We start from the raw sequence: 24,634 nt of genomic DNA, 5'->3' as shown, positions 1-24,634 counted from the left end.
GTACCCTACGACCGCGAGACCTTCGGCCAGGGGGAGTGGGAGGACCGCACCGTCGGTGCCGGCGCCCCGGCAGACGGCGCCGACCAGCCTTCAGGCGGACGTCCTCCTCCGTACCTCTCAGTGAGGCCCGTGCGGCGCGAACTCCGTGCCGCACGGCCCCGCGCCCTCGCTCTCCGCCAGGGCCACCCGCTCACCGCTCATGTTCACCGTCCGGTAGTACGCACCGATGCGGGCGGTGGAGCGGCCCACGTAGTGCCCGATGAACGAGCGCCGGAACCGGTCGCCGGTGCGGTTGGGCTGTGACCCGTGCACGAGACTGCCGTTGAAGAACAGCACGTCCCCCGGCGCCATGTCGACGGGTACGGTCGCGAGGCCGGGCGGCGGCGGTACGTACTCCCGTGCGAACGACACCCCCGCGTCCGCCTCCTCGGGGCAGAACAGGTCCATCGCGTGCGTACCCGGCACGACTTCGAGGCCCCCGTTCTCCCGGTCGATCTCGTCGCACGCGATCCACGCCGCCACGCACGTGCCCGGTTCCACCCGCAGATAGAAGTTGTCCTGGTGCAACGCCTGCCCTCGCGCCCCCGGCGGCTTGAAGTAGTACATGCTCTGGGCGGCCAGCACCTCCTCACCGAGCAGCGCCTCCAGCACACTCCGCAGCCGGGCGTCCAGCAGCACCCGCCGCGCGAGCGGGCTGACCTCGTGCGGCTGCATCACCCTCGGGTACGTGTGCAGCGGGTCGGCGGAGCCGGGGCGCGGCTCGAAGTGCCCGGGCACCGGCCCGGCCGCGTGCAGCGCCGCGAACTCGGCGCGGAGCCGGTCGATCTCCCCGTACCCGAACATCCCGCGCACGACGGTGAAACCGTCCTCCCGGTACTGCCGCAGTCCCCCCTCCGTCAGTATGGGAGCCTCGGCGGCGTCGATGCCCGTGGCTGTCATGCGGTCCCTCCCCGGTCCGGTGTCCTCTGCCCACCACGCTAGGGCCTCTCGTTTGGATCATGCCGGGCTCGCGGGGTCCGGCACCGCGCCTCGCCGCGTTGTCGTCGGTCGGCAGGGCTCCGCCCTGCCGCCCTCCTCTGCCTTGCGACGCACGGCACCGGACCCCGCTCCCTGATCCGGCCTGATCCAAACGAAAGACCCTAGGCCGACGCTGCGTACGAAAGGATGCCCATGCGTGCTGACGACATGCCCCGGGCTGCCACACCCGGCGACCCCTCGCCGCCGCCCGGCCATGTGGTCGTCGGCCATTTCGACCAACTCCCCGCGTACACCGTCGACCGGCCCGGGGGATCGGACAGCTGGCTGTTCACCTGGACGACCGGCGGGCGCGGCCGCCTGCGGCAGGGGCATGCGGGGACGCGCGCCGGAGCGGGGGACCTCGTGGTGCTCGCGCCGGGCGTCCCGCACGGCTACGGCGTCGAGCCCGGCGCCCCGCACTGGCGTTTCTGGTGGGCGCACTGTCAGGCGCGGCCCTCCTGGGTGTCCTGGCTGCGGCCGTACGGCACCGGCGACGGGATGTACGTCGTCACCCCCGTCCCCGCCGGCCTGCACGGGCGCGTCGAGGCGGCGTTCGGTCGCATGCTCGCCGACGCCCGCTGGACCGGCACCGAGGCCCCGCCCGTCACGACCCCCGCCGCGGACTATCCGGTCGCCGTCGCGCACGGCAGCGCTGCCAGGGAACTCGCCCTGTGCTCCCTGGAGGAGGTGGTCCTCCTCACGACCGCCGCCGCTCGCCCGCCGTCGGCCCGGCCCGGTGCCGACGCCCGGGTGCTCAGGGCGCAGGCGCTGATCGCCGCCGACCCGGGCGCCCCGCACACGGTCCGTTCGCTCGCCGGCGCGGTCGCCCTGTCGCCCTCCCGGTTCGCGCACCTGTTCACCGAGCAGCTCGGCCACTCGCCGATGCGGGCGCTGCGCGAGGCCCGGCTGGGCCACGCCGCCCGGCTCCTGGAGAGCACCGACCTGTCCGTGGAACGGGTGGCCGCTGCCTCCGGCTTCGCGAGTCCGTTTCACTTCAGCCGGGTGTTCCGGGAGCGGTACGGGATGCCACCGGGCGCGTATCGGGGAATCCCCACTCGAATTTACGCTCCGATAAGACGCGAAATTCCTTAGAGGTCCTGGAGTGACGTTCCGTCAAATGCGGTGGCCTGCACGCAATGCGCAAAACCGCGATATCTCTTGTTCACTGCCGATGACCTGTGTAAAGGTGTGCGTTGTCGGCGTGCAGACAAAATATTCTCGCTGTGCGCACGAGGCGTCTCCCCGTTCACCGCTCCGCGCTCCAAAAGAGCTGCCCCAGACGAACGTTCGAGATGCCGAACTCTGTACGGGTGGATCCGCCGCATGCCCTTGGAAGGAATGCCGCCTTGACTGACGCTGGCCCGTCGAATTTCCCGACCCCCGCGCGCCGGTTCGACGCCACGGACGAACAGCTCAGTGCCGAGCTGACCAAGTGGACGGGCGGCTCGCCCGCGCTCCACCCCGTCGGCGAACTTCTGGATCGGCACTGGGAAGCGGCCTTCGCCTACGCCAGGCTGTGCACCGACAGCGCGCGGGCCGCGGGCATGCTCACCACAGCGGCGTTCACGAGGCTCTTCGGAGCGTCCCTGCGACAGAGCGGACCGACCGCCGCGTGGCGGCCCCACCTCCTCGTCACCGTGCGCCGCATCGCCGCGGAGTGGGACACCGACGGCCGACGCGACCTGCTCCACCCCGCCCTGCGCTCCGACACCGACGAGGGGACCCGTGTCGCCGCCCGACTGCTCCCGTCGGCGGACCGGCGGCTGCTGTCCCGCGCGTTCCAGCGGCTGTCCCAGTCCGCTCGCTGCCTGCTGTGGCACACCGAGGTGGAGGCCGAACCGCTGGCGACCCCGGCCGGGCTGCTCGGCCTGGACGAGGAGGACGCGCGCGTCGAACTGCGCCGCGCCCGTGAGCGCCTGCGCGACGAGTGCCTCCAGGTCCACCGCGAACTCGCCCCCGACGACGACTGCCGCCGCTACCACCGGCTGCTGGACGTGACCTACCGGCGCGGCGGTGTCGACCTCGACCCCGACCTGCGCGCCCACCTCGAGCAGTGCAGGCACTGCCGGCACACCGCGGGCCAGCTGGAGCAGTTCAACGGCGGAGGGCTCGGGGTCGCCCTGGCCGAGGGGGTGCTGGGCTGGGGCGCGCGGTCCTACCTCGAGGCGCGGGCGAACCGGGTCGACGACCCCGCCGCGGCCGCGCCGTCATCGGCGGAGTTCGTGGGCTTCCCGGGAGAGCCGTTCGACTCACCCGGGCCCGGCCCGCAGGTCCGCCCCGGCGGCCCGGCCGACTCCAGATCGGCCGACCGCGCCGGCTCGGGTGCCGGTTCCGGCGCCCGCAAGGGCGCCCGCGCCGGCGGCCGTTTCGGTGCCCGGTCCCGCACCGGTGCCCAGTCCCGTGTCGAGACCCGGTCCGAGTCCCGTGCCGACACCCGCCCGGACTCCCGCGGCGACGCCCGCCGGGCCCCCCGCACCGATCCCGCCGGCGACGCCCGTCCCGTCTCCCGTCGTTCGGACCGCAAGGCGGCCCGTCGTGTCCGCCGCCGTAACCTCGCCGCGGCCGTCCTCACCGTCAGCGGGCTGGTCGTCCTGCCGCTGGTGCTGTGGTCCGCCGTGGGCCCCGACGACGGCACCACCTCGGCCGACGGCGGCGAGACCACCGAGGCGCCCGGCTCGGGCGCGGGCGACTCGACGACCAACCCGTCCTGGACGGGATCCGGTGACGAAGCCCGGGGCGCCCTGCGCGGCAGGCTGCACAACGTGGACTCGGGCCTCTGTGTCGGCATCGTCGGCGCGAAGACCGTCCAGGGCGCGGAGACACGGCTGGCCAAGTGCTCCTCGACCGAGTCCCAGCAGTGGACGTACGAGACCGACGGCCTGCTGCGCAACGCAGCCGACCCCGACCTCTGCCTGGACTCCCACCTCGGCTACTCCGTACGGCTCGCGCCGTGCACCGGCGCCGACCGGCCCGGCGAGAAGAACGTCCGCTACGACTTCACCCTTCAGGGCACACTGGTGCCCCGCTGGGACCAGGACCTGGCGCTGGCACCCGCCGCCACCGACGGCTCCGGCGCCCTCGTCCTGAAGAACCGTGCCGACGACCCCGCCCAGCGCTGGGCCATCGACACCTCGAAGCCCGACCCCCAGATGGAGGCCGTCAACTGGGGCACGGACAGCGACCCCGCGCCGACGCCCCCGCCGCCGGCGCCCACCCCGAAGGCCGCGAAAACCCCGGCCCCCACCCCCACTCCGACCGCGCCCCGCACCACCCCGAAGCCCACCCCGACCGCCGCACCGTCCACGGCCGACCCCTGCTCGTACAACCCGTACTACTGCTCCCCGAACAACCCGAACGGCGGCGCGCCGGGCGGCTACGGCGGCTATGGCAACGGCGGTTACCCGTACGGCGGTTACCCCTACGGGGGCTATGGCTACGGGGGCTATGGCTACGGGGGTTACGGCTACGGCGGCCGTTGAACCCGCGGGTGAGACGCGCGCTCAGGCCCCGACGACCAGCAGCGACCCCCACAGCGCCGCCACCGCCGGGACCAACGCGGCCGGTACCGCGAGCAGCCCGAGCCGGGTGAACTCACCGAAGCCCACGCCCGCACCCTCCTCCTGCCGTTGCACGATGCGCCGCCACAGCAGCGTCGCCAGCGACCCGGCGTACGTCAGGTTCGGCCCGATGTTCACCCCGAGCAGCACGGCGAGCACCGCGCCGGCGCCGGCCGGAGCGGTGAGCGGCAGCAGGACCAGCACCGCGGGCAGGTTGTTGATCAGGTTCGCCAGTACGGCGGCCAGGGCGGCCGGCGCGAGCAGGGCGACGAGCCCGGAGCCGCCGGGCAGCACGTGCCGCAGCGCGTCGGCGAGGCCGTTGTCCACCACAGCGCGTACGACGACGCCGAGGGCGAGCACGAACGCCAGGAACGCCGGGGAAGCGGCCCGCACCACCGTGAGCGGTGTGGCCCGCCGCCGTACGAGCGCGCGGACCGCCAGCACCAGCGCCCCCGCCGACGCGGCCCATGCCGGGTCGATGCCGACGGCGGAGGCCACCACGAACCCGGCGAGCGTGCAGGCCACGGTGGCCAGGGCGAACAGCGGAAGCGGCGGTGGCTCGGCGGTGTCGGCGGAGGGCGCGGGAGCCGCCAGGTCGTCGGCGAAGAACCGCCAGAAGACCAGGTACTCGGCGCCGATCGCCACCAGCCAGGGCAGCGCCATCAGCGCGGCGAACCGGGTGAAGCTCAGCCCGCTCGCCGTGAACGCCAGCAGATTGGTGAGGTTGGAGACCGGCAGCAGCAGTGACGCCGTGTTCGACAGATGCGCGCAGGCGTAGAGATGCGGCCGGGAGCGCACGCCCATTCGGGTGGCGGTGGCCAGCACGACCGGCGTCAGCAGCACCACGGTGGCGTCGAGACTGAGTACGGCCGTGATCACCGAGGCGAGGACGAACACCGCGGTCAGCAGCCGTCGGGGGCGGCCCCGGGCCCAGCGGGCCATCCACGCCCCGCACGCCGTGAAGAGGCCCTCGACGTCGCAGAAGTGGGCGAGGACCAGGACCGCGGCGAGGAAGCCCACCACCGGGCCGAGCCGCTCGGCCTCCGCCAGCGCGTGGTCCGGCGAGATCACCCCGGTGACGATGGCGATCCCGGCGGCCGGGACCGCCACGACCGCCTCCGGCCACCCGCCGGGACGCAGGACGGCCCACACGAGAGTGGCGACGAGCAGGGCGACGGACAGGGACTCGGAGAGCGGGGCGTTCAGGGCGGTTCCTTCAGGACACGATCAGATGGGGGAGCCGCCCATGAAAACACGGCTGGGTGAGACGCCCGCCGGGAGGGTCGGGGAGGGGCGGACGGTCAGGGGCCGGTGCCGGGCGCGAACACCGTCAGGAACACCGAGGAGGCGTTGCCGGACACGGGCACGGGCCCGCCCGTCCACTTCACCTTCAGTGGCTTGCGCTCGTCCGGAGGGGTGACCAGGAGCGCGGCGGGAGTGGCCGCGTGGGCGCCGCTGATCTCCGGATTGCTGTACGACAGCCCCGCCCACGCGCTGCGGCCCGGCGCCAGCGTGACCTTCGCCGGTTTCTGGTCCGGCGCGCGCTTCGGGTCGGGGCCCAGCTGCTTGCCGGACGCGTCCAGGAAGGCGGCGCCCGGATACCCGTACACCGTGCAGGTGCGGGAGGAGACGTTGGTGAGGACGACCGGGAAGTTCCACTGCCCGGCGCCCGGATCGTTGCGGCCGACGGAGGCGCGCAGCTCGGAGGTGTGGCACCGCGTGGTGCCGACGGCGGGCTCGGCCGCCATACGGTGCACTCCGTCCGTGGTGTCGGCCGATTCCTGTGACGGGCCCGTCGTGCCGCAGGCGGTCAACAGCCCCGGCACGGCGAGCGCGCTCACCCATAAGGCGACGGAACGCTTCGACTGAGACATGCGCGCCGAGTTCCCCCCGCGACCGATACGACACGACACCGATGCGACACCGATGGACACGACACCGATACGACACGACACCGATGCGAGGACACCTGTGTGACCGGCCGAGAAGTCCTCACTCCTCGTCGAGCAGCGCCAGCTCCGCCCAGATCGTCTTGCCCTCCGTGTGGTGCCTGCTGCCCCACCGCTGCGTGAGCTGGGCGACCAGCAGCAGCCCTCGGCCGCCCTCGTCCCACGTCTTGGCGCGGCGCAGGTGCGGAGCGGTGTGGCTGGTGTCGGACACCTCGCAGATCAGCGTGGCCGCGTCGTGGATCAGCCGCAGCCGGATGGGGCGGGAGCCGTAGCGGATGGCGTTGGTGACGAGCTCGCTCACCACGAGCTCGGTCGTGAAGCCGACCTCGTCCAGCTCCCAGACGGCGAGCTGTTCGACGACCTGCTTGCGGATCGGGGAGACGAGCGCCGGGTCGGCGGGGATGTCCCAGGTCGCCACCCGGGATGCCGGAAGACCCTGGGTACGGGCCAGCAGCAGGGCCACGTCGTCGGCGGCCCCGCCCGTCGGCAGCAGGGTGTGCAGGATCCGGTCGCAGGCCTCGTCGAGGGAGTCCGCGTCGGCCGCGAGGGCCTCGCACAGCAGCGCGTGGCCCGTCTCGACGTCCCGCTCGCGGGACTCGATCAGCCCGTCGGTGTAGAACGCGAGGACCGAGCCCTCACGCAGGTCCAGCTCGGCCGACTCGAACGGCAGTCCGCCCAGACCCAGCGGCGGCCCTGAGGGCAGGTCGACCTGCCGGGGCGCGCCGCCCGGCGGGAGCAGCACGGGCGGCGGATGGCCGGCCCGGGCGAGGGTGCAGCGTCGGGACACCGGGTCGTACACGGCGTACAGGCAGGTCGCGCCCACCTCGCCGGGACTGCCTTCGGTGCCGGCCTCGTCGGAGAGCCGTAGGACGAGGTCGTCGAGGTGGGTGAGGAGCTCGTCCGGGGCGAGGTCGATGTCGGCGAGGGTGCGCACCGCGGTGCGCAGTCGGCCCATGGTGGCGGAGGCCTGGACGCCGTGGCCGACCACGTCCCCGACGACCATGGCGACCCGCATCCCGGACAGCGGGATCACGTCGAACCAGTCGCCGCCCACCCCGGCCTGCGCGGCCGGAAGGTAGCGCGAGGCGGCCCTGACGGCGGCGGTGCGCGGGAGGTTGCGGGGGAGCAGGCTGCGCTGCAGGGCGAGGGCGGTCTCGCGTTCGCGGGAGTAGCGGCGCGCGTTGTCGATGCAGACGGCGGCCCGCGCGGTGATCTCCTCGGCGAGCAGCACGTCGTCGGGCGTGAACGGGTCGGGGCGCCGGAAGCGGGTGAGGACCGCGACGCCGAGGGTCGTGCCGCGGGCCTGGATCGGCACGGACATCGTGGAGTGGATGCCGTACTCCTCGATCCGCCGACGCCTAACCGGGTCCCAGGACAGCCACCGTTCGAGGTCGTCCGTCGCCGTCGACGCCACGATCGCGTGGCCCGCGAGCAGGGAGTCGGCCTGCGGCGAGGGGCTGGGGTAGACATCGAGCTGTCCCAGCTTGACCACGGCCTCGGGGCTGCCCGGGTTCACCGAGCTGTGCGCCAGGCGGCGCAGCGTGATCGGCGCGCTGAACTGTCCTGATGCGGGCTCCGCGCCCTGCTCCGGCGGCTCCAGCAGGTCGACGCTGACGAAGTCGGCCAGCGCCGGTACGCAGACGTCGGCCAGTTCCTGAGCCGTCCGGGGGACGTCGAGGGTGGTGCCGATGCGGACGCTCGCCTCGTTGACCAGTTGCAGCCGCTCCCTGGCCAGGTACTGCTCGGTGAAGTCGTGGGCGGCGACGCACACGCCCCGCACCCGCCCGTCGGCGTCGGTGACCGGGGACATCCGGGCCAGCCAGGCCGCCATGCGTCCGTCGCCGCTGATCGGCGCGTACGAGCGCACGTCGTGCCCCCGGCCGGTGGTGAGCACCCGGTGCATCTGCTGCTCGAAGTCCGCGCTCTGCGGCCGACCGTCGATGTCGGGGATGCGCAGGCCGCGCAGGCGCTCCTCGGGAACGCGCAGGACCTCGGCCATGGGGGCGTTGATCCGGTGCAGACGCAGCCGCTCGTCGAAGATCGCGACCGCGCAGGGGGACTGTGTCAGTTCGACCCCGGACAGCGGGTCGTCCGGCGGCAGCGGTCCGGGGGCCTGGAGCGGGCTGACGACGAGCCGGCCGCCGCCGTCCGCGGGGTGTCTGTGGTGGACGAGGGCCCAGACGGAGACGGTGCGGCCGTCGCGGTGCCGTAGCACCAGCTCGCCGTTCCAGCGGGGCTCGCCGGAGGGGATGGCGGGCGTGTCGCCGGCCAGCAGGCTCGCGGCCGGGCGACCCACGACCTCGTCCGGCGCCCAGCCCAGCAGACGGCGCGCTCCCTCGTTCCACTGGACGAGGAGGCCGTCCGTGCCGACGAGGGCCCGCGCCGTGGCGGCATCGTCGAACGGGTACACCGGGCTCATCGTCGCCACTCCATCGCGCACACTCACAGTGAACAGGTGTCACCGGTATCCCAGCCTAGTGCGTACCGGTCCTCCGCGAACGTCGACCCTTCCACGCCGGCCCTCCAGAAGGACCCTTCCACGCCGGCCCTCCAGAAGGAGGCGTGAGAGACGGAGCGGCTCACGGCACTCTTGACGGGCACGTGTGGCACGTCGTCAGATTCTGTTGGTTCACGATCAGTTGTGAGTACTTATGGGTCCTGATGAGCCCTGACGAGGGAGAGCCGCCATGTCAGTCACTCGCAGATCGGTCTTGATCGCCTCCGCGGCCGCCCCGGCCGCCGGATCGCTCCTGGGCGCCGCCCCGGCCGCGACGGCCGCCGGTGCCGCCCGGGACGCGCCCGGCCGCCACACGGTCGCCCTGCGCGACGGCTGGCGCTTCGCGCTGGTCAACCCGGACGGCATCACCGACCCGACCGGCGCCTACGCCGGTGCCGCCGACCCCGCCTACGACGACTCGGCGTGGCGCGAGGTCGCGGTCCCGCACGACTGGAGCATCGAGCAGACCCCCACCACCCAGCACGGCACGACCAGTGGCACCGGGTTCTTTCCCGGCGGCCTCGGCTGGTACCGCCTCGCCTTCACCCTGCCGCCCGCCCTGGCGGGCAAGCGCATCTCGGTGGAGTTCGACGGGGTCTACATGGACTCCGCCGTCCACTGCAACGGCACGGAGGTCGGCCATCACCCCTACGGCTACACCGGCTTCGCCTTCGACCTCACCGACCTGGTGCACACCGACGGCACCACCGAGAACATCCTCGCGGTCAAGGTCCAGAACCGGCTCCCCAGCAGTCGCTGGTACTCCGGCAGCGGCATCTACCGCGAGGCCCGCCTGGTCGTCACCGAACCGGTGCACGTGGCGCGCTGGGGCACCTGCGTCACCACACCCGAGGTCACCGCCGAGCGGGCCCTCATACGGGTGCGGACGGCCCTGGTGAACGAGGCCGGCACCGGCGCGGACGTCGAGGTCGTCTCCCGGATCACTGACCCCCGCGGCCGCACCGTCGCCCGTACGTCCTCCACGGTCGCCGTCACCGACGAGACCGACGAGACGCATGAACTCACCGTCCTGGAACCGGCGTTGTGGGAATTCGCGAGCCCGCGGCGCTACATCCTGCACACCGAGCTGCGTGTCGGCGGCACGACCACCGACACCTACCGCACCCCGTTCGGCATCCGCACCTTCCGCTTCGACCCGGACGAGGGCTTCTCCCTCAACGGCGCCCACACCAAGATCAAGGGCGTGGACCTTCACCACGACCTGGGTGCCCTCGGCGCCGCGGTCAGCATCGACGCGATCCGCCGCCAGATGACCCTCATGAAGTCGATGGGCGTCAACGCCTTCCGCACCTCCCACAACCCGCCCTCGCCGGAGATGATCCAGGTCTGTGAGGAGCTCGGCATCGTGATGATGGTGGAGGCGTTCGACTGCTGGCGCAGCTCCAAGACGCGGTACGACTACGGCCGGTTCTTCGACGAGTGGGCCGACATCGACATCGCGGAGATGGTGCTCGCCGCCCGCAACTCGCCGGCCGTGGTCATGTGGTCGATCGGCAACGAGATCAGTGAGTTCACCTCCACTGCGGGTCTCGGCATCGCGGATCGGCTGATTGCCCAAGTCAAGGCGCATGACGAGACACGGCCGATCGTGATCGGCTCCCACCGGCACCGCAGTGTGCCCGCGCCGGGTTCCCCGGGTGACCTGATCCTGGCCAAGCTCGACGGCCTGGGCCTCAACTACAACACCGCCAAGTCGGTGGACGCGCTGCACGCCCGCTACCCCAAGCTGTTCCTCTTCGAGTCCGAGTCCTCCTCGGAGACCTCGACGCGCGGCGCGTACCAGGAGCCCGAGCGCCTCAACACCGGCGAGAACCACACACCGGGCAAGCGCGCCACCTCGTCCTACGACAACAACCTCGCCTCCTGGACCATGAGCGGCGAGTACGGGCACAAGAAGGACCGCGACCGGAAGTGGTTCGCCGGGCAGTTCCTGTGGTCGGGCATCGACTACATCGGCGAGCCGACACCGTACGACGTCTTCCCGGTGAAGGCGTCCTTCTTCGGCGCGGTCGACACCGCGGGCTTCCCGAAGGACATGTACCACCTCTTCAGGAGCCAGTGGACCGACGAACCCATGGTCCATCTGCTGCCGATGACCTGGAACCACGAGGAGGGCGACACGGTCGAGGTGTGGGCGTACTCCAACGTCGACACCGTCGAGCTGTTCCTCAACGGAAAGTCCCTGGGCACAAGGAAGTTCGACAGAAAGAGGACCGTCGACGGGCGGGAGTACCTGGAGACCACCGAGGCGACGGGCGACGACAAGACCTTCACCGACGGTCCCTACCCCGGCAGCTACACCAGCCCCAACGGCAGCGCGGGCAAACTCCACCTCACCTGGAAAGTGCCCTACCGGCCGGGGAAGTTGAAGGCGGTCGCCCGCCGCGGTGGCAGGGTCGTCGCCACGGACGTCCTGCGCACGGCGGGGAAGCCGCACGCGGTACGGCTGACCGCCGACCGCAGGTCCGTCGCCGCCGACGGCCGTTCGCCGGCCTTCGTGACGGCCGAGGTCGTCGACGTCCGCGGAGTGGTCGTGCCCGACGCCGAGCACCTGATCCACTTCGACGTCACCGGCGGCTCCCTCGCCGGGCTCGACAACGGGCGCCAGGAGAGCGCTGAGCGCTACCAGGCCAGTACGCGAACCGCCTTCCACGGCAAGGCACTCGCGATCGTGCGCGCCGGCACGAAGGCCGGCGCCCTCAAGGTGACGGCACGGGCGGAGGGCTTGCGGGCGGGCACCGCGATCATACGGACGACCACCGCCCGGTCGGCGGCGACCACCCCGGCGCCCGAGTTCGCGCCCGAGTACCCGGCGCCGGTGAACTACCCCCATGCCGACGCCAGTTATTCAGGCCGACCGGACGCCCTACCCGCCGCCGTGCTCGACGGCGACCCGGCCACCGGCTGGTCCAACGGCTTCCTCAAGTCCGCGACCGCCCTGCTGCCCGCCTTCGACGGGGCCAGGCCGGAGGACTGGGTCTCGGTGGACTGGGGGCGGACGCGGGCCTTCGACCGGGTGGAGGTGTCGTTCACGGTGGACGCCGGGCACACGCTGCCCGCGAAGGTCGAGGTCGCCGTGTGGAACGGTCACGCCTACGCGCCGGTCACGGGGGCGGCGGTCGACTGGGCCACCGCCTCGGACGCGCCGACGGTCATCACCTTCGACGCGATACGCGGCTCCCGACTGCGGCTGACCCTGACCAGCAGCCATCCCGGTGCGGCCCAAGGGGCCGTCCGGATCAGCAAGTTGGAGGCACCGGCCTGACAGGAGTGGACCGCGTGGTGCTCAGGCCGGAAGCGACCGGCTTGGGCACCGCCCTCCCGGCAGCGCCTCACCCCGCGTCGGCCGCCCCGAACGTCACCTTGGCCGTCTCGACCGTGCCCGCGGTGCGCCCGGGCGCGCTCTGCCACGACCAGTACATGTTGGTGTGGGCTATCACCTGCTCCGGGGCCGGAGCGCCGTACTCGCTGAGGTCCTCCGTCGTGTGCGCGTCGCCGACCAGCGTCACGTCGTACCCCCGCACGAAGGCGCCGTGGAGGGTGGAGCGGATGCACGCGTCCGTCTGCGCCCCGGTGACGACGACTCGGCCCACCCCGTGCTCGGCGAGCAGCGTCTCCAGCGTCGTGTCCTCGAAGGAGTCGAACCAGGTCTTGTGGACGAGGGGTTCGGAGTCGAGGCGGACCAGTTCCTCGACGTACTGCCAGTTCTCACTGCCGCGTACGAGTTCGCTGTCGGAGTGCTGCACCCAGATGACCGGCACGTCCTGAGCGCGCGCCGAGGCGATCAGGGCGTCGATGTTCGCGATCACCTTGTCACGACGGGGTGTGCCCGCCACGATGCCCTTCTGGACGTCGATGACCAGCAGGGCGGTGTTCGGCCTGTCGGGCAGGGTGGTCATGGAGATCTCCAGTTCCTCGTCGTTGCGTGGTGAGCTGTTCAGCGGTGAACTCTCGGGGTCCCACAGTAGATTCCGCCACTGACAACGACCCGGAAGCCGTCTCGTCCGGACAGTTGACGGGGTGTCACCCTGCCGACCAGCATGGCCTCGTCCGTCTTTGGGAGCGCTCCCATGATGAGCGTCACCCGCACCTCCCAGAGGAGCCCAGACGTGAAACGACGCAGAACCGCCCTGCTGTCCCTGACGGCCCTGCTCGCCACCGCGCTGAGCGCGCTGCCCGCACAGCAGGCCGGGGCCGACGAGGTCGAGCAGGTCAAGAACGGCACCTTCGACACCACCACCGCCCCGTGGTGGACGACGAACAACGTCACCGCCGGTCTGTCCGAGGGCCGCCTGTGCGCCGACATACCGGGCGGCACCACCAACCGCTGGGACGCCGCCGTCGGCCAGAACGACATCACCCTGGTGAAGGGGGAGTCGTACCGGTTCTCCTTCAAGGCGTCCGGCGCGCCCGAGGGCCATGTGGCGCGGGCGCTCGTCGGCCTGTCCGTGTCGCCGTACGACACCTGGCACGAGGCGAGCCCGGTGCTGAGCGTGTCCGGCGACTCCTACAGCTACACCTTCACCTCGCCGGTCGACACCACGCAGGGTCAGGTCGCTTTCCAGCTCGGCGGCAGCGCGGACGCCTGGCGATTCTGCATGGACGACGTGTCGCTGCTGGGCGGGGTGCCGCCCGAGGTGTACGAGCCCGACACGGGTCCGCGGGTCCGCGTCAACCAGGTCGCCTATCTGCCCGCGGGCCCGAAGAACGCCACGCTCGTCACCGACGCCACCACGAAGCTGCCCTGGCGGCTGAAGAACGCGCAGGGCACCACGGTCGCCCACGGTTGGAGTGTGCCGCGCGGGGTGGACGCGTCCTCCGGGCAGAACGTCCACGCGATCGACTTCGGCGCCTACCGCAAGCAGGGCAAGGGCCTCACCCTGGTCGCCGACGGCGAGACCAGCCGCCCGTTCGACATCGGCGGCGCCGCCTACGAGAAGCTGCGGCTGGACGCGGTGAAGTACTACTACACGCAGCGCAGCGGCACCCCGATCCGCGACGACCTGCGGCCCGGTTACGGCAGGCGCGCCGGTCATGTCGACGTGGCCCCCAACCGGGGCGACTCAGCCGTGCCCTGTCAGCCGGGCGTCTGCGACTACACGCTCGACGTGACCGGCGGCTGGTACGACGCGGGCGACCACGGCAAGTACGTCGTCAACGGCGGCATCACCACATGGGAGCTGCTCAGCACCCACGAACGCTCCCTGCACGCCCGCACCGGGCAGCCCGCGCGGCTCGGCGACGGCACGCTGGCGCTCCCCGAGAGCGGCAACAAGGTGCCGGACATCCTCGACGAGGCCCGCTGGGAGCTGGAGTTCCTGCTGAAGATGCAGGTGCCGGGCGGGCAGCCCCTGGCCGGCATGGCCCACCACAAGATCCACGACGAGTCGTGGACCGGCCTGCCGCTGCTGCCGAGCGACGACCCGCAGAAGCGCGAACTGCACCCGCCGTCCACCCAGGCGACCCTGAACCTGGCCGCCACGGCGGCACAGGCCGCACGCCTGTACCGGCCCTACGACAAGGCGTTCGCGACGAAGGCACTGGCGGCCGCCCGCAAGGCGTGGTCGGCGGCGCTCGCCCACCCCGCGATGTACGCGGATCCCGACGACGGCACCGGCGGCGGCGCCTACCCGGACACCGACGCGACCGACGAGTTCTACTGGGCGGCCGCGGAGCTGTACCTCACCACCGGTGAGAAGCAGTTCGCCGACCACGTCGTGAACTCCCCGGTCCACACCGCCGACATCTTCGGTCCCAACGGCTTCGACTGGGGCAGGACGGCCGCCGCGGGCCGCCTCGACCTCGCCACCGTCCCGAGCAGGCTCCCCGGCCGGGACAAGGTGCGCCAGTCGGTGGTCAGGGCCGCCGACAAGTACCTCGCCATGCTCAAGTCCCAGCCGTACGGCATGCCCTACGCGCCCGACAACAACCTCTACGACTGGGGATCCAGCCACCAGGTCCTCAACAACGCGGTCGTCATCGCCACCGCGTACGACATCACAGGCGCCTCGAAGTACCGCGACGCAGCCGTCCAGAGCATGGACTACCTCTTCGGCCGCAACGCCCTGAACATGTCCTATGTGACCGGCTACGGCGAGGCGAACGCCCACAACCAGCACAGCCGCTGGTACGCCCATCAGCTCGACCCGAACCTGCCGAACCCGCCCGCGGGAACCCTCGCCGGCGGCCCCAACTCGAACATTCAGGACCCCTACGCCCAGCTCAAACTCCAGGGCTGCGTGGGCCAGTTCTGCTACATCGACGACATCCAGTCCTGGTCGACGAACGAAACCGCGATCAACTGGAACGCGGCACTGACCCGCATGGCGTCCTTCGTGGCGGACCAGTCCTGATGACGGAACGCGACGGATGGCTGAAGGCCCTGGCCCGGTGGAGCGCCGCCTCCGAGAGGGACGGCACCGCCTTCTGCCCGCACCGCGGGTGCTGTGATCTGCGCCTGCGGTACGTCGTCGATCCGCAGACACACGTGGGCTTCGCCCTCCTGTGGTGCGGCGCCTGCGCGCACGGGATCAGCGTCTCGCGGGTTCGCGCACCCGAGGGCGCGCCCGTCCGGTCGATCGACGACTCGACGGCCACGGAGGGGGTGCCGGAGTTCACCCGCGTCGCATGAGACGCGCTGCCAGGGGGCGCGGTACCGATGATCGGTACCGCGCCTCCGCCTTCATGACCTGCGGATATTTACGAGTAAGTACCCGAGCGGTACCGTGAGGGGCATGCCAGCCCTCAACGTGGAGTTCAGCGATCGCGAGCTGGAGGACCTGCGACAGATCGCCAAGGAGCGGGGTACGTCGATGAAGGCCCTCGTACGGGAGGCGGCCGCTGCCGACATAGCCCGGCACCGGGCGCTGCAGGAGGGCGCGAAGGCGTTCCGCCGGTTCTTCGCGTCCCATGCCGACGAATTCGCGGCCGCGTTCCCCGACGACGAGCCGCCCGCCAGGGGCGAGGGGCGGGTCGCCTGACCGATGGCACCCGTCATCCATATCGACGTGCCCTGGCTGCTCCAGCGCCACGAAGAGGTCCTGCCGGACCAGCCCACCATCAACGACTTCTCCGCACTGGTAGCCGCCGTCGCACGGCACCGCGTCGACCCGCCCCGACTCGGGGTGAACTCCGACCCGGCCTGGCGGGCCGCTGCCCTGCTGCACACCCTCACCCTGCTCAAGCCCCTGCCGTCGGCCAACGCCCGCTTCGCCTGCGCGACGGCGGTGTCGTACATGTTCGTCAGCGGGGTCGGCATGGACCCTCCGTACGGCGCCCTCGTGGACCTCGCCCGTGACCTGATCGACGGCAAGACGGACATCTACGGCGCGGCGGACCGGCTGCGCTCCTGGCAGATCTGACAGCGAAGGGGCCGGTCTCAAGGAACTGACGGGCCGCGGCCTCTGACTTTCCTTCAGTGATCGGATATTAAGTCATGCGCCTTGTTGTGTGTGAACTAATTGTGCAAAGGTGAACCACCCGTGGGGGGCAATGGCCGGGTCTCGTGCGTCCGGCGGTGACTCGAGTCCGTATCGCCGTCGGTGATCGCATGCCCCTCGCGCTTCGCGCCGCACAGGTACGTACCGAAGGAATCCGCTCAGTGCCCACCCCCCATCCGCCCCGCCCCTCCTTCCCTCCGCCGGGCGGGGCGTCCGGAGAGTCCGACGACTCCCTCGCCGCCCGCACGCGCGGCGGCCCGGACGACGAGGTCGCCCAGGCGACCGCCCTGCTGATCACCCGGCACTGGCAGCCCGCGCACGAGTACGCGGTGATCTGCCTCGCCACCTCCTCCGGCGTCGCCGCCATGGTCACCACGGCCGCCTTCCACCAGGTCCTCGACCGGCTGACACTGGGCGAGCCCGGCGCCGCGCTGCGCCCCCGGCTCCTGGTGGCCGTGCGGGACACCGTCCGGCTCTGGGCCGCCGAGGACCGTATATCCGGTGTCCTGCCGGAGCTGCAGAAGCCCGCCGGGGGCCGCGGGATGCGCACGGCCAAGTCCCTGACCCCCGAGAACCGCGTGCTGGCCGAGCGCTCGTTCCACGGCCTTCCCCCGGTCGCCCGGGCCATGCTGTGGCACGTCGAGGTCGAGGCCGAGCCCCTCACCGTCCCGGCCGGCCTGCTGGGCATGGACCCCGCCACCGCGGCCGCCGCCCTCGAAGAGGCGCGGGACAAGCTCCGCGAGGGCCTCGTCCGCGCCCACCGTGAACTCGCCCCGAGCAAGGACTGCCGCTTCTACAACCGGCTCCTCGACGTCCCCATCCGCCGCGGCGGCGTCCTGCTGCCGGACGTCCAGCAGCATCTGACGGAGTGCCGTTACTGCCGGGCCGCCGCCGAGCAGCTCGGCCATTTCGACGGGCGGCTGGGCGACCTCCTCGCGGAGGCGGCGCTCGGCTGGGGGGCCCGCCGCTACCTCGAGTCGCGGCCGGGCCGCAGCCAGCAGCAGACCGTGCGTGTGCGTGGTGCCCGCCACCGCGGTGGACGCCCGGGCGGGACAGGCCGCCGACTCCTGTCCCGCATCCCGTCCCCGGCCCGCCGCGTGCCCGGCGGGGGGTCCAAGGGGCCGCGCGCGCTGCTCACCGGTGTCGGCCTGGCCTCGGCCGGGCTGCTCACGACGCTGCTCGCCGCGGGCATGTGGGCCGACGGCGGCGGCGCCGACCCGGCCGCCTCCACCAGCGCGGCCGGTGGCCACGGCAGCGCGCCGGACACCGACTCCGCGGCCCCGCCCGCCGCGTCCCCCTCGCCGCCCGGCACCGCCCAACTGCCGACCGCGACCCGCCAGACCAGGCTGCGCAACGTCGCCGCCGACCTGTGCCTCGACGTCCGGGGCGAGGCGAAGGAAGGCGCAGCGACCGAACTCGCGGTGTGCTCCTCCGACTGGACCCAGCAGTGGTCGTACGAGGAGGACGGCCTGCTGCGCAGCGTGGCCGACCCCGAACTGTGCCTGGACTCGCACGCGGACGCGGGTGTCGTCGTCCTCGGGGAGTGTGCGGAGGAGGGCGACAAACGGGACGGTGACGTCCGCTACGACCTCACCGGCCGGGGCGAGTTGCTGCCCCGTTGGGACGACACCCTCGCCCTCGCCGCCACCACCGGTGATCCGGGCGCCGATGTCGTCGCCGAGGTCCGCGAGGGCGCCGCCGACCAGCGCTGGGTGACCGACTCGGTGTCGGCCAGCCCGGGTTCCCTCTCCATCAGAGGGACCGAGACGCCCTCCGCGCAGCCGGTGGAGCTGACGGACCGCACGTCGTGAGATGAGACGACCGGCGTCACCGCTCCTCGACGAGGTCGGTGGCGCCGACGGTGGCCGGCGTGGCGTGCCCGGACAGGGCCGGCGTCAGGTCGAACTCGGCGAGCAGGCATCGGATCACGTGCGCCCGCCTCCCGCCGTCCGGCCGTCTCGCGGTCTCGTCGTCGAGCACCACCGCAAGGCGACCATACGGCCGGGAGGCGGGGCGGCGGGTGTCGGTGAACGGTCCGACCGTCACTCACCTCCGTCCGACCGGTCGGACTCCTTCGCCTCGGACTCCTTGTCCGGCCCCTGAGCCCGCACCTGCTGGACGTGCTCCAGGGAGTCCCGCAGTTCGGTGAGCCAGTCGTCGGTGTGCCGCTGGACCAGGCGGACGCACCAGGCGAGGGCGTCGCTGCGGCTGCGGGCGACGCCCCCGGCGATGAGGGTGTCCAGGACCTGGCGCTCAGGCTGGCGCAGCCGTGTCATCACGGGCGCGGCCACGTGCGTGAACAGGGCGCGTTCCTTGTCGCACACCACGCCCCAGGAGACCTTGCGGTCGAACCGGTGCTCGGCCTCGCGGGCCACCGCCATCCTGGCCTCCCGGGTGCGTTCCCGGAACTCCTGGATGCGGCTTCGTACGGCCGCCTCCCGCTCGGCGTCCGAGGCCTCCTCGGTCAGCCGGGGTTCGGGGATGCGGCCGACCACGGTGATCTCCTCGCGGTCGACCGTGACCTCGGTCAGCTCCTCGAAGAGGTCGTCGGGCAGTCGGCCCGCGAACCATCCGCGCAGTTTCTCGCGCTGCTCTGTCGTAATCATGTAATGACCATTACTCGACCGGACCATGAACACAAGGGGGTACGGAGGAGTCCGCCGAGAGCGGAAGCGGAATGTTTCAAGACGATTAACGAGCATGTGAAAACCGGCCATCTGGCCCATCCGGGGGCTCAAGAGCCGCTCGGTTCCGGCGTTGAAACGTTCGAGTTCTGTGACTTCACGCCACTGATTCAATACACAAGGTTACTGAAACGCATGTGTTCGATGTGAGATTCGACGACGGACTCGGCAGACTCGCGCTCGCCGCTCCGGCACCGACCGAGCCGGATCCGGCAACCCTCGAAGCAAGCGGAAGGATGCACACAATGCGGAACACCGCGCGATGGGCAGCGACTCTCGGCCTCGCGGCCACCGCCGTATGCGGCCCCCTCACCGGACCCGCCCTCGCCACCTCGACCTCGCTCTACGCCCCCTCGGCGCTCGTTCTGACCGTGGGTCACGGAGACAGCTCGGCCCTCGCCACCCCGGCCCGCGCGGTCACCCTGACCTGCGCCCCGAAGCCCTCCGGCACCCACCCGGCCGCCGCTCAGGCCTGCGCCGAACTGCGCAGCGCCGACGGGGACTTCGACGCCCTGGGCAGCCGGGACGGCGTGGCGTGCACCAAGCAGTACGACCCGGTCGTCGTGACCGTCGACGGCGTCTGGCAGGGCAAGCGCGTCTCCTACGAGCGCACCTTCGCCAACGAGTGCGTGAAGAACTCCTACGGGACCAGTCTCTTCGCGTTCTGAGACCGGGATCGCGATCTCCCCGTGAACGCCGCAAGAGGCCCGCAAGTGGGGAGCACGGGTCACTGACGCGGGGGTTCATCGCGATCTCGCACCCAGGGGCCGGCCGGGCGGAGTGGGGCCGCCCGCCGGCCCCTGGGATCACTGCACGACCCACAGCGCCAGCACGACGAGGGGCCGCGTCTCCCTGCAGACGGGGCCCCTCGGGTCTGTCGCGGCTCGACCCGTCGGGTCACATGTGGACGACCGGCGCGGCCTCGGCGTCCTGCTGCGGCACTCCGCGGCGGTGCAGGAGGAACGCGAGCACCGCGCCGACGGCGAAGAAGCCCGCCGACCACCAGAACGCGGTGGTGTAGCTCTCGATCGTGGCCTGCGCCTGGACAGCCTTGCTGGTGACGTCCCGGCCGACCAGGTAGTCGGTCGCCGCGCTCGCGGCCAGCGTGTTCAGCAGCGCCGTACCGATCGAACCGCCCACCTGCTGCATGGCGTTGACCGTGGCGGAGGCGACGCCCGCGTCCTCGGCCGCCACCCCGCCGGTGGCCAGCTGCATGGCGGGCGGCATCACCAGGCCGAGGCCGACACCGATGAGAATCACCTGCGGCAGCACCGCGCTCGCGAAGTGCGAGCCGACCCCGATGCCGGTCAGCCAGGCCATACCGCCCGCGGCGATCGAGAAACCGAGCGGGATGGTCACCTTCGGCCCGATGCGCGGAATCAGGAACGTGGTGCCGAGCTGCGCCGTCACCATCAGCGCCCCGACCATCGGCAGGAACGCCACACCGGTCTTCGTGGGGCTGAAGCCGAGGTTCAGCTGCAGGTAGTAGGTGAGGAAGAGGAACACGCCGAACATGCCCGCGCTGGAGATCAGCACGGCGAGGAACGACGCCGCGCGGTCCCGGTCCAGCAGGATGCGCAGCGGCAGCAGCGGGTGCGCGGCACGCGTCTGCCACCAGGTGAAGGCCACCAGGAGCACCCCGCCCGCGATCAGGAAGCCCCAGGTCAGCGGGGAGTTCCAGTCGTGGGTCTCGGCGTTGGAGAAGCCGTAGACCAGGGCGAAGAGACCGGCCGCGACCAGGAGCGTGCCCGGCACGTCCAGCTTGGAGCCGGCCGCGTCGCGGTGGTTGCTCAGCAGCAGCCAGCCGCCGACGAAGGCGAGGACCGCGATGGGCACGTTGACGTACAGCGTCCAGCGCCAGTCGAGCGCGTCGGTCAGCAGGCCGCCGAGCAGCAGCCCCACCGCGCCACCGGCACCGGCGATGGCGCCGTAGACGCTGAAGGCACGGGCGCGTTCGCGGGCGTCGGTGAAGGTCGTGTTCAGCAGCGAGAGGGCGGCCGGTGCGAGCAGCGCGCCGAAGGCGCCCTGCAGGGCGCGGGCGGTGACCAGCATCCCGAATCCGTTCGCGGCGCCGCCCAGGGCGGAGGCCCCGGCGAATCCGACGATGCCTATGAGGAAGGCGGGCTTGCGGCCGAAGAAATCGGCGACGCGACCGCCGAGCAGGAGCAGCGAGGCGAACGCGAGGGCGTAGGCGGTGACGATCCACTGCCGGTTGCCGTCGGAGAAGCCGAGGTCGGCCTGGGCCGAGGGCAGGGCGATGTTCACGATGGTGGCGTCCAGCACCACCATCAGCTGGGCGAGGGCGACGACCGCGAGGATCCACCACCGCTTGGCGGAGGCTTCCGGCAGGGTCCCGACGGCACCCGTGCGGGCACCGTCGGTCAGGGTTTTCTGGGGCATGGTGAACCACTCCAGGGAAGTCGTTCGAGGGCTCTGGCAAAGAACACGTAAACGAAACTGTTTCGTACACCTGAAGGCTAGACCAGTCTCAGCGAAACGGCAAAGTTTCGCTGAGAGAGGTGGGAGGGGGTGTCAGAGGGGGAGGGCCTAGGGTCTCTCGTTTGGATCAGGCCGGACCCCGCGAGCCCGGCATGATCCAAACGAGAGACCCTAGGCCAGCTGCCGCCGCACCAGCTCGTGCAGCCGACCGCCCGTGTCCGCGAGGAGCTGCGCCGGAGGGCCCTGCTGGGCGACCTTGCCGTTCTCCATGACGATGACCCGGTCGGCGTCGAGGACCGTCGACAGGCGGTGGGCGATGACGATACGGGTGGCGTTGAGCTTGCGGGTGGACTCGATGACCGTGCGCTGGGTCTCGTTGTCGAGGGCGCTGGTCGCCTCGTCGAAGAAGAGGATGCGAGGCCGGCGGATGAGGGCCTGGGCGATCATCAGGCGCTGGCGCTGTCCGCCGGAGATCGCGCCGTTGCCGCCGACGATGGTGTGCAGTCCCATCGGCATCCGCTTGATGTCCTCGGCGAGCCCCGCCATCTCGGCCGCGGCCAGCGCCTCCTCGGGCGTGTACGGCTCGGTGCCGCAGATGACGTCGAGAAGGGAACCGGTGAACGGCTGGGCGTGCTGGAGCACCACTCCGCACTGCCGGCGCACGGCCGACTGGTCGAGGGCGGCCAGGTCCTGGCCGTCGTACAGCACGCTGCCGGAGGCCGGCTTGTCGAAGCCGATGAGCAGCCTGAGCAGTGTCGACTTGCCGCAGCCGCTGGGGCCGACGACCGCGACGAACTCGCCGGGCCGCACCTCGAACGACACGTCGTCCAGGACGAGCGGGCCGTCGTCGGAGTAGCGGAACGACAGGCGGCGGGCCTCGATCGCGCCGGACAGCGGGCCGGGCCGGGTGCTGGCCGTACGCACCTCGGGTGTGGCGTCGAGGACCGGCCTGATCTCCTCGAACAGCGGCAGCGCGGCCACGGCCGAGACGAACGCGCCGGTCAGCTGGGTGACCGAGGTGAGCAGCATTGTCACCGACGTGTTGAAGGTGAGGAAGTCGGCGGCCGACATCGCGCCCCGCGCCGGGCCCGCGAGCAGCATGAACATCAGCAGGGAACAAAGTGGCAGGTAGATCGTGCCCAGCACCGTGTTGAGGTTCTTGATCCGGCCGAGGCGCTGCTGGAGCTCACGGCTGCGGGCGAACTCCGAGGCCCAGGCCGCGTAGGCGTAGTTCTCCGCGGCGGCCACCCGCAGCTTGGGCAGGCCGCGCAGGGTCTGGAACGCCTGGTTGTTCAGCTTGTTGGTGAGCACGACGAGGCGCCGCTGCCAGCGCACCTGCCACAGCCCCAGCCCCAGGAACACGCCGGCGATCACGACCAGCATGCCGATCGCCGCCATCGCCATCGGCACGCTGTACCAGAGCAGCAGGCCGAGGTTCATCGCGCCGACGGTGACGGACTGGGCCACCGAGGGACCGAGCCCGGCCAGCAGCCTGCGGATGGCGCTGATGCCCATGGCCGCGCTGGCCAGTTCGCCGGTGGAACGCTCGGTGAAGAACTTCGTCGGCAGCCGCAACAACCGGTCCCACACGGCCGGTTGGAGGGTCGCCTCGATACGGCCCTCCAGGCGCAGGATGGTGAGGTTCTGCAGCAGCATGAACGCCGCCGCGACCAGGCTGCTGACCATCACGGCCAGACACACCTGCACGATGAGTCCCTGCTGGGCCTTCGGCACGTACTCGCCGAGCACCTTGCCGGTCGCGATCGGCACCAGTGCCCCGATCGCCACCGTCACCAGGCCGCTGCCGATGAGGTTGGTCAGGTCGCCGCGCGTGCCCCGCATGCTGAACCGCAGCAGACGGAGCGGGCTCAGCCGTCGCTCGGGCAACGGGCGGTAGAACATCACCGCGCGCGGCTCGAACTCCTCCACGTTGGCTTTCTCGACCGGAGTCTCCCGCCCGGTCGCCGGATGGACGGCGACATAGCCGCCACGCCGCCACAGCAGCGCGACCGGCGCCCCCGACAGGGCCCGGTGCCCCACCAGCGGTCCGACGTTCTCCCGCCACCAGCGCCCGTCGAGGCGCACCGCCCGGGCCCGCACCCGCGAGGCGAGGGCGATCCGCTCGACCGGGTCGAGCCGGTCACTGTCGGCCCCGCTGCTCGCGGGCTCGGCGAGCGTGATCCCGGCCGTCTCGGCCACCAGCTTGCAGGCGGCGAACGTGGCGTCCGCGTCGGCGGCCGTGGAGCGTTTCGCCGACCGCTTGCCGATGGCGGCGATCAGGGTCCGGTCGGCCTGCGCGCGGACCGCCTCACCGGCCTTGATACCGGCGGCCGTCCGCGTCTCGTGGGTGCGTTCCAGCTGCTCGATCCAGCGGTCCAGCGTGGTCAGCAGGCGGTACTGCTGGTCGACCATGGTCTGCCAGACCGCCGGGTCCATCAGCAGGTCCGCGGCCGCCTCCGCGCCGTACAGCGAGCCGTACTGGACGCTGCCGGGCGGCACCTGCATCCAGAACACGTCGTCGTCAGTGACCTCCGCGGCCCGCTCGGTGGCCATCGGCGCCTGGAAGAGGATGGACAGGCTGCGGCCGACGCCCAGGGCGAGGGCGTACTCCAGCGGGCTCGTCGTCGGCGGGATGTACTGGGGGTTGCCGTACTCGTCGTACGACCAGGTCTGGGTGTCCGCGGGCTGGTACAGCTCGCGCAGGCCGATGCGGTGCACCACGCAGTCCCTGAGCGGGCGCGCCACGAGGGTGTGCTCGGGGCCGGCGACCGGGCCGAGCAGCAGCGAGCCCGCCTCGAGTCGGCCGAGGTGGTGCCAGTGGCCCTGCTGCCCGGCGTCCACCGCGAACAGGTCCATGGCACCGGCCGCGACCAGCCACAGCACCTGCGGGCCTTCGAGGTCGAGGCGGTTGAAGCCCGTGCAGTCCATGCGGGCGCCCAGCGAGCCGAGGGCGCCCAGGACGAGGTCGCCTTCCTGGGGCGGCTGGGGCGGCTGGGCCTGGGGCTCCTGAGGGGATGGGGGGTACGTCATC

At 71.7% G+C, this 24,634-nt stretch carries 18 protein-coding genes; 9 read left to right on the top strand and 9 right to left on the bottom strand.

Annotated elements, in window-relative coordinates:
* Positions 1-117 precede the first annotated feature (117 nt).
* Positions 118-939 (bottom strand): phytanoyl-CoA dioxygenase family protein, encoded by an 822-nt coding sequence (locus AC067M_RS08345; RefSeq protein ID WP_478696196.1) that lies wholly within the window; start codon positions 937-939, stop codon positions 118-120.
* A 231-nt stretch (positions 940-1,170) separates the two neighbouring features.
* On the opposite strand from AC067M_RS08345, the gene AC067M_RS08340 reads away from it, so the two are divergent.
* Both AC067M_RS08340 and AC067M_RS08335 read left to right on the top strand, forming a co-directional pair.
* Positions 1,171-2,109 (top strand): helix-turn-helix domain-containing protein, encoded by a 939-nt coding sequence (locus AC067M_RS08340; protein ID WP_478696195.1) that lies wholly within the window; start codon positions 1,171-1,173, stop codon positions 2,107-2,109.
* Positions 2,110-2,363: 254 nt separating this feature from the next.
* Positions 2,364-4,496 (top strand): ricin-type beta-trefoil lectin domain protein, encoded by a 2,133-nt coding sequence (locus AC067M_RS08335; RefSeq protein WP_478696194.1) that lies wholly within the window; start codon positions 2,364-2,366, stop codon positions 4,494-4,496.
* 21 nt (positions 4,497-4,517) lie between these two features.
* On the opposite strand, the gene AC067M_RS08330 is transcribed toward AC067M_RS08335, so the two are convergent.
* The 3 genes from AC067M_RS08330 to AC067M_RS08320 all read right to left on the bottom strand — a co-directional run bounded on the left by AC067M_RS08330 (position 4,518) and on the right by AC067M_RS08320 (position 8,942).
* Positions 4,518-5,780, bottom strand: coding sequence for an arsenic transporter (locus AC067M_RS08330; protein ID WP_478696429.1), 1,263 nt, complete (start codon positions 5,778-5,780; stop codon positions 4,518-4,520).
* A 95-nt stretch (positions 5,781-5,875) separates the two neighbouring features.
* Positions 5,876-6,448, bottom strand: coding sequence for a DUF4232 domain-containing protein (locus AC067M_RS08325; protein WP_478696193.1), 573 nt, complete (start codon positions 6,446-6,448; stop codon positions 5,876-5,878).
* Positions 6,449-6,566: 118 nt separating this feature from the next.
* Positions 6,567-8,942, bottom strand: a complete 2,376-nt coding sequence (locus AC067M_RS08320) for a SpoIIE family protein phosphatase (RefSeq protein ID WP_478696192.1) — start codon at positions 8,940-8,942, stop codon at positions 6,567-6,569.
* Between the two features lie 268 nt (positions 8,943-9,210).
* Between AC067M_RS08320 and AC067M_RS08315 the strand changes: the two genes are divergently transcribed.
* Complete coding sequence (locus AC067M_RS08315; protein WP_478696191.1) at positions 9,211-12,306, top strand: glycoside hydrolase family 2 TIM barrel-domain containing protein; 3,096 nt, start codon at positions 9,211-9,213, stop codon at positions 12,304-12,306.
* A gap of 67 nt (positions 12,307-12,373) precedes the next feature.
* Here the strand turns inward: AC067M_RS08315 and AC067M_RS08310 are convergent, their stop codons facing one another.
* Complete coding sequence (locus tag AC067M_RS08310; RefSeq protein WP_478696190.1) at positions 12,374-12,940, bottom strand: cysteine hydrolase family protein; 567 nt, start codon at positions 12,938-12,940, stop codon at positions 12,374-12,376.
* Between the two features lie 210 nt (positions 12,941-13,150).
* On the opposite strand from AC067M_RS08310, the gene AC067M_RS08305 reads away from it, so the two are divergent.
* From AC067M_RS08305 to AC067M_RS08285, 5 genes are all read left to right on the top strand, one after another.
* A complete protein-coding gene (locus AC067M_RS08305) occupies positions 13,151-15,394 on the top strand; it encodes a glycoside hydrolase family 9 protein (RefSeq protein WP_478696189.1) in 2,244 nt (747 codons plus the stop codon).
* The gene (locus AC067M_RS08300; protein WP_478696188.1) at positions 15,394-15,672 is read left to right on the top strand and encodes a hypothetical protein; all 279 of its coding nucleotides are present in this window, start codon (positions 15,394-15,396) and stop codon (positions 15,670-15,672) included. Before AC067M_RS08305 ends, AC067M_RS08300 begins: the two co-directional genes overlap by 1 nt.
* A gap of 103 nt (positions 15,673-15,775) precedes the next feature.
* Positions 15,776-16,021, top strand: coding sequence for a hypothetical protein (locus tag AC067M_RS08295; RefSeq protein WP_478696187.1), 246 nt, complete (start codon positions 15,776-15,778; stop codon positions 16,019-16,021).
* 3 nt (positions 16,022-16,024) lie between these two features.
* Positions 16,025-16,402: a toxin Doc gene (locus tag AC067M_RS08290; RefSeq protein ID WP_393619590.1), complete on the top strand. Its 378-nt coding sequence runs from the start codon at positions 16,025-16,027 to the stop codon at positions 16,400-16,402.
* A gap of 239 nt (positions 16,403-16,641) precedes the next feature.
* Complete coding sequence (locus AC067M_RS08285) at positions 16,642-18,291, top strand: RICIN domain-containing protein (protein ID WP_478696186.1); 1,650 nt, start codon at positions 16,642-16,644, stop codon at positions 18,289-18,291.
* A 16-nt stretch (positions 18,292-18,307) separates the two neighbouring features.
* Here the strand turns inward: AC067M_RS08285 and AC067M_RS08280 are convergent, their stop codons facing one another.
* On the bottom strand, positions 18,308-18,526 hold the full coding sequence (locus AC067M_RS08280) for a hypothetical protein (RefSeq protein ID WP_478696442.1): 219 nt from the start codon (positions 18,524-18,526) through the stop codon (positions 18,308-18,310).
* Positions 18,523-19,086: a hypothetical protein gene (locus tag AC067M_RS08275; RefSeq protein WP_478696185.1), complete on the bottom strand. Its 564-nt coding sequence runs from the start codon at positions 19,084-19,086 to the stop codon at positions 18,523-18,525. Before AC067M_RS08275 ends, AC067M_RS08280 begins: the two co-directional genes overlap by 4 nt.
* A 323-nt stretch (positions 19,087-19,409) precedes the next feature.
* Between AC067M_RS08275 and AC067M_RS08270 the strand changes: the two genes are divergently transcribed.
* On the top strand, positions 19,410-19,832 hold the full coding sequence (locus AC067M_RS08270; RefSeq protein ID WP_478696184.1) for a protease inhibitor: 423 nt from the start codon (positions 19,410-19,412) through the stop codon (positions 19,830-19,832).
* Between the two features lie 229 nt (positions 19,833-20,061).
* Here AC067M_RS08270 and AC067M_RS08265 read toward each other — a convergent pair whose 3' ends face one another.
* On the bottom strand, positions 20,062-21,564 hold the full coding sequence (locus AC067M_RS08265) for an MFS transporter (RefSeq protein WP_478696183.1): 1,503 nt from the start codon (positions 21,562-21,564) through the stop codon (positions 20,062-20,064).
* A 210-nt stretch (positions 21,565-21,774) separates the two neighbouring features.
* Positions 21,775-24,633 carry an NHLP bacteriocin export ABC transporter permease/ATPase subunit gene (locus tag AC067M_RS08260; RefSeq protein WP_478696182.1) on the bottom strand — a complete coding sequence of 953 codons (2,859 nt, stop codon included), beginning with the start codon at positions 24,631-24,633 and terminating at the stop codon, positions 21,775-21,777.
* Position 24,634 lies beyond the last annotated feature (1 nt).

Source organism: Streptomyces sp. NPDC043427, from assembly GCF_056436655.1.
Note: the sequence above shows the minus strand (reverse complement) of the source record. Positions and strands in the feature narration are given on the sequence as shown.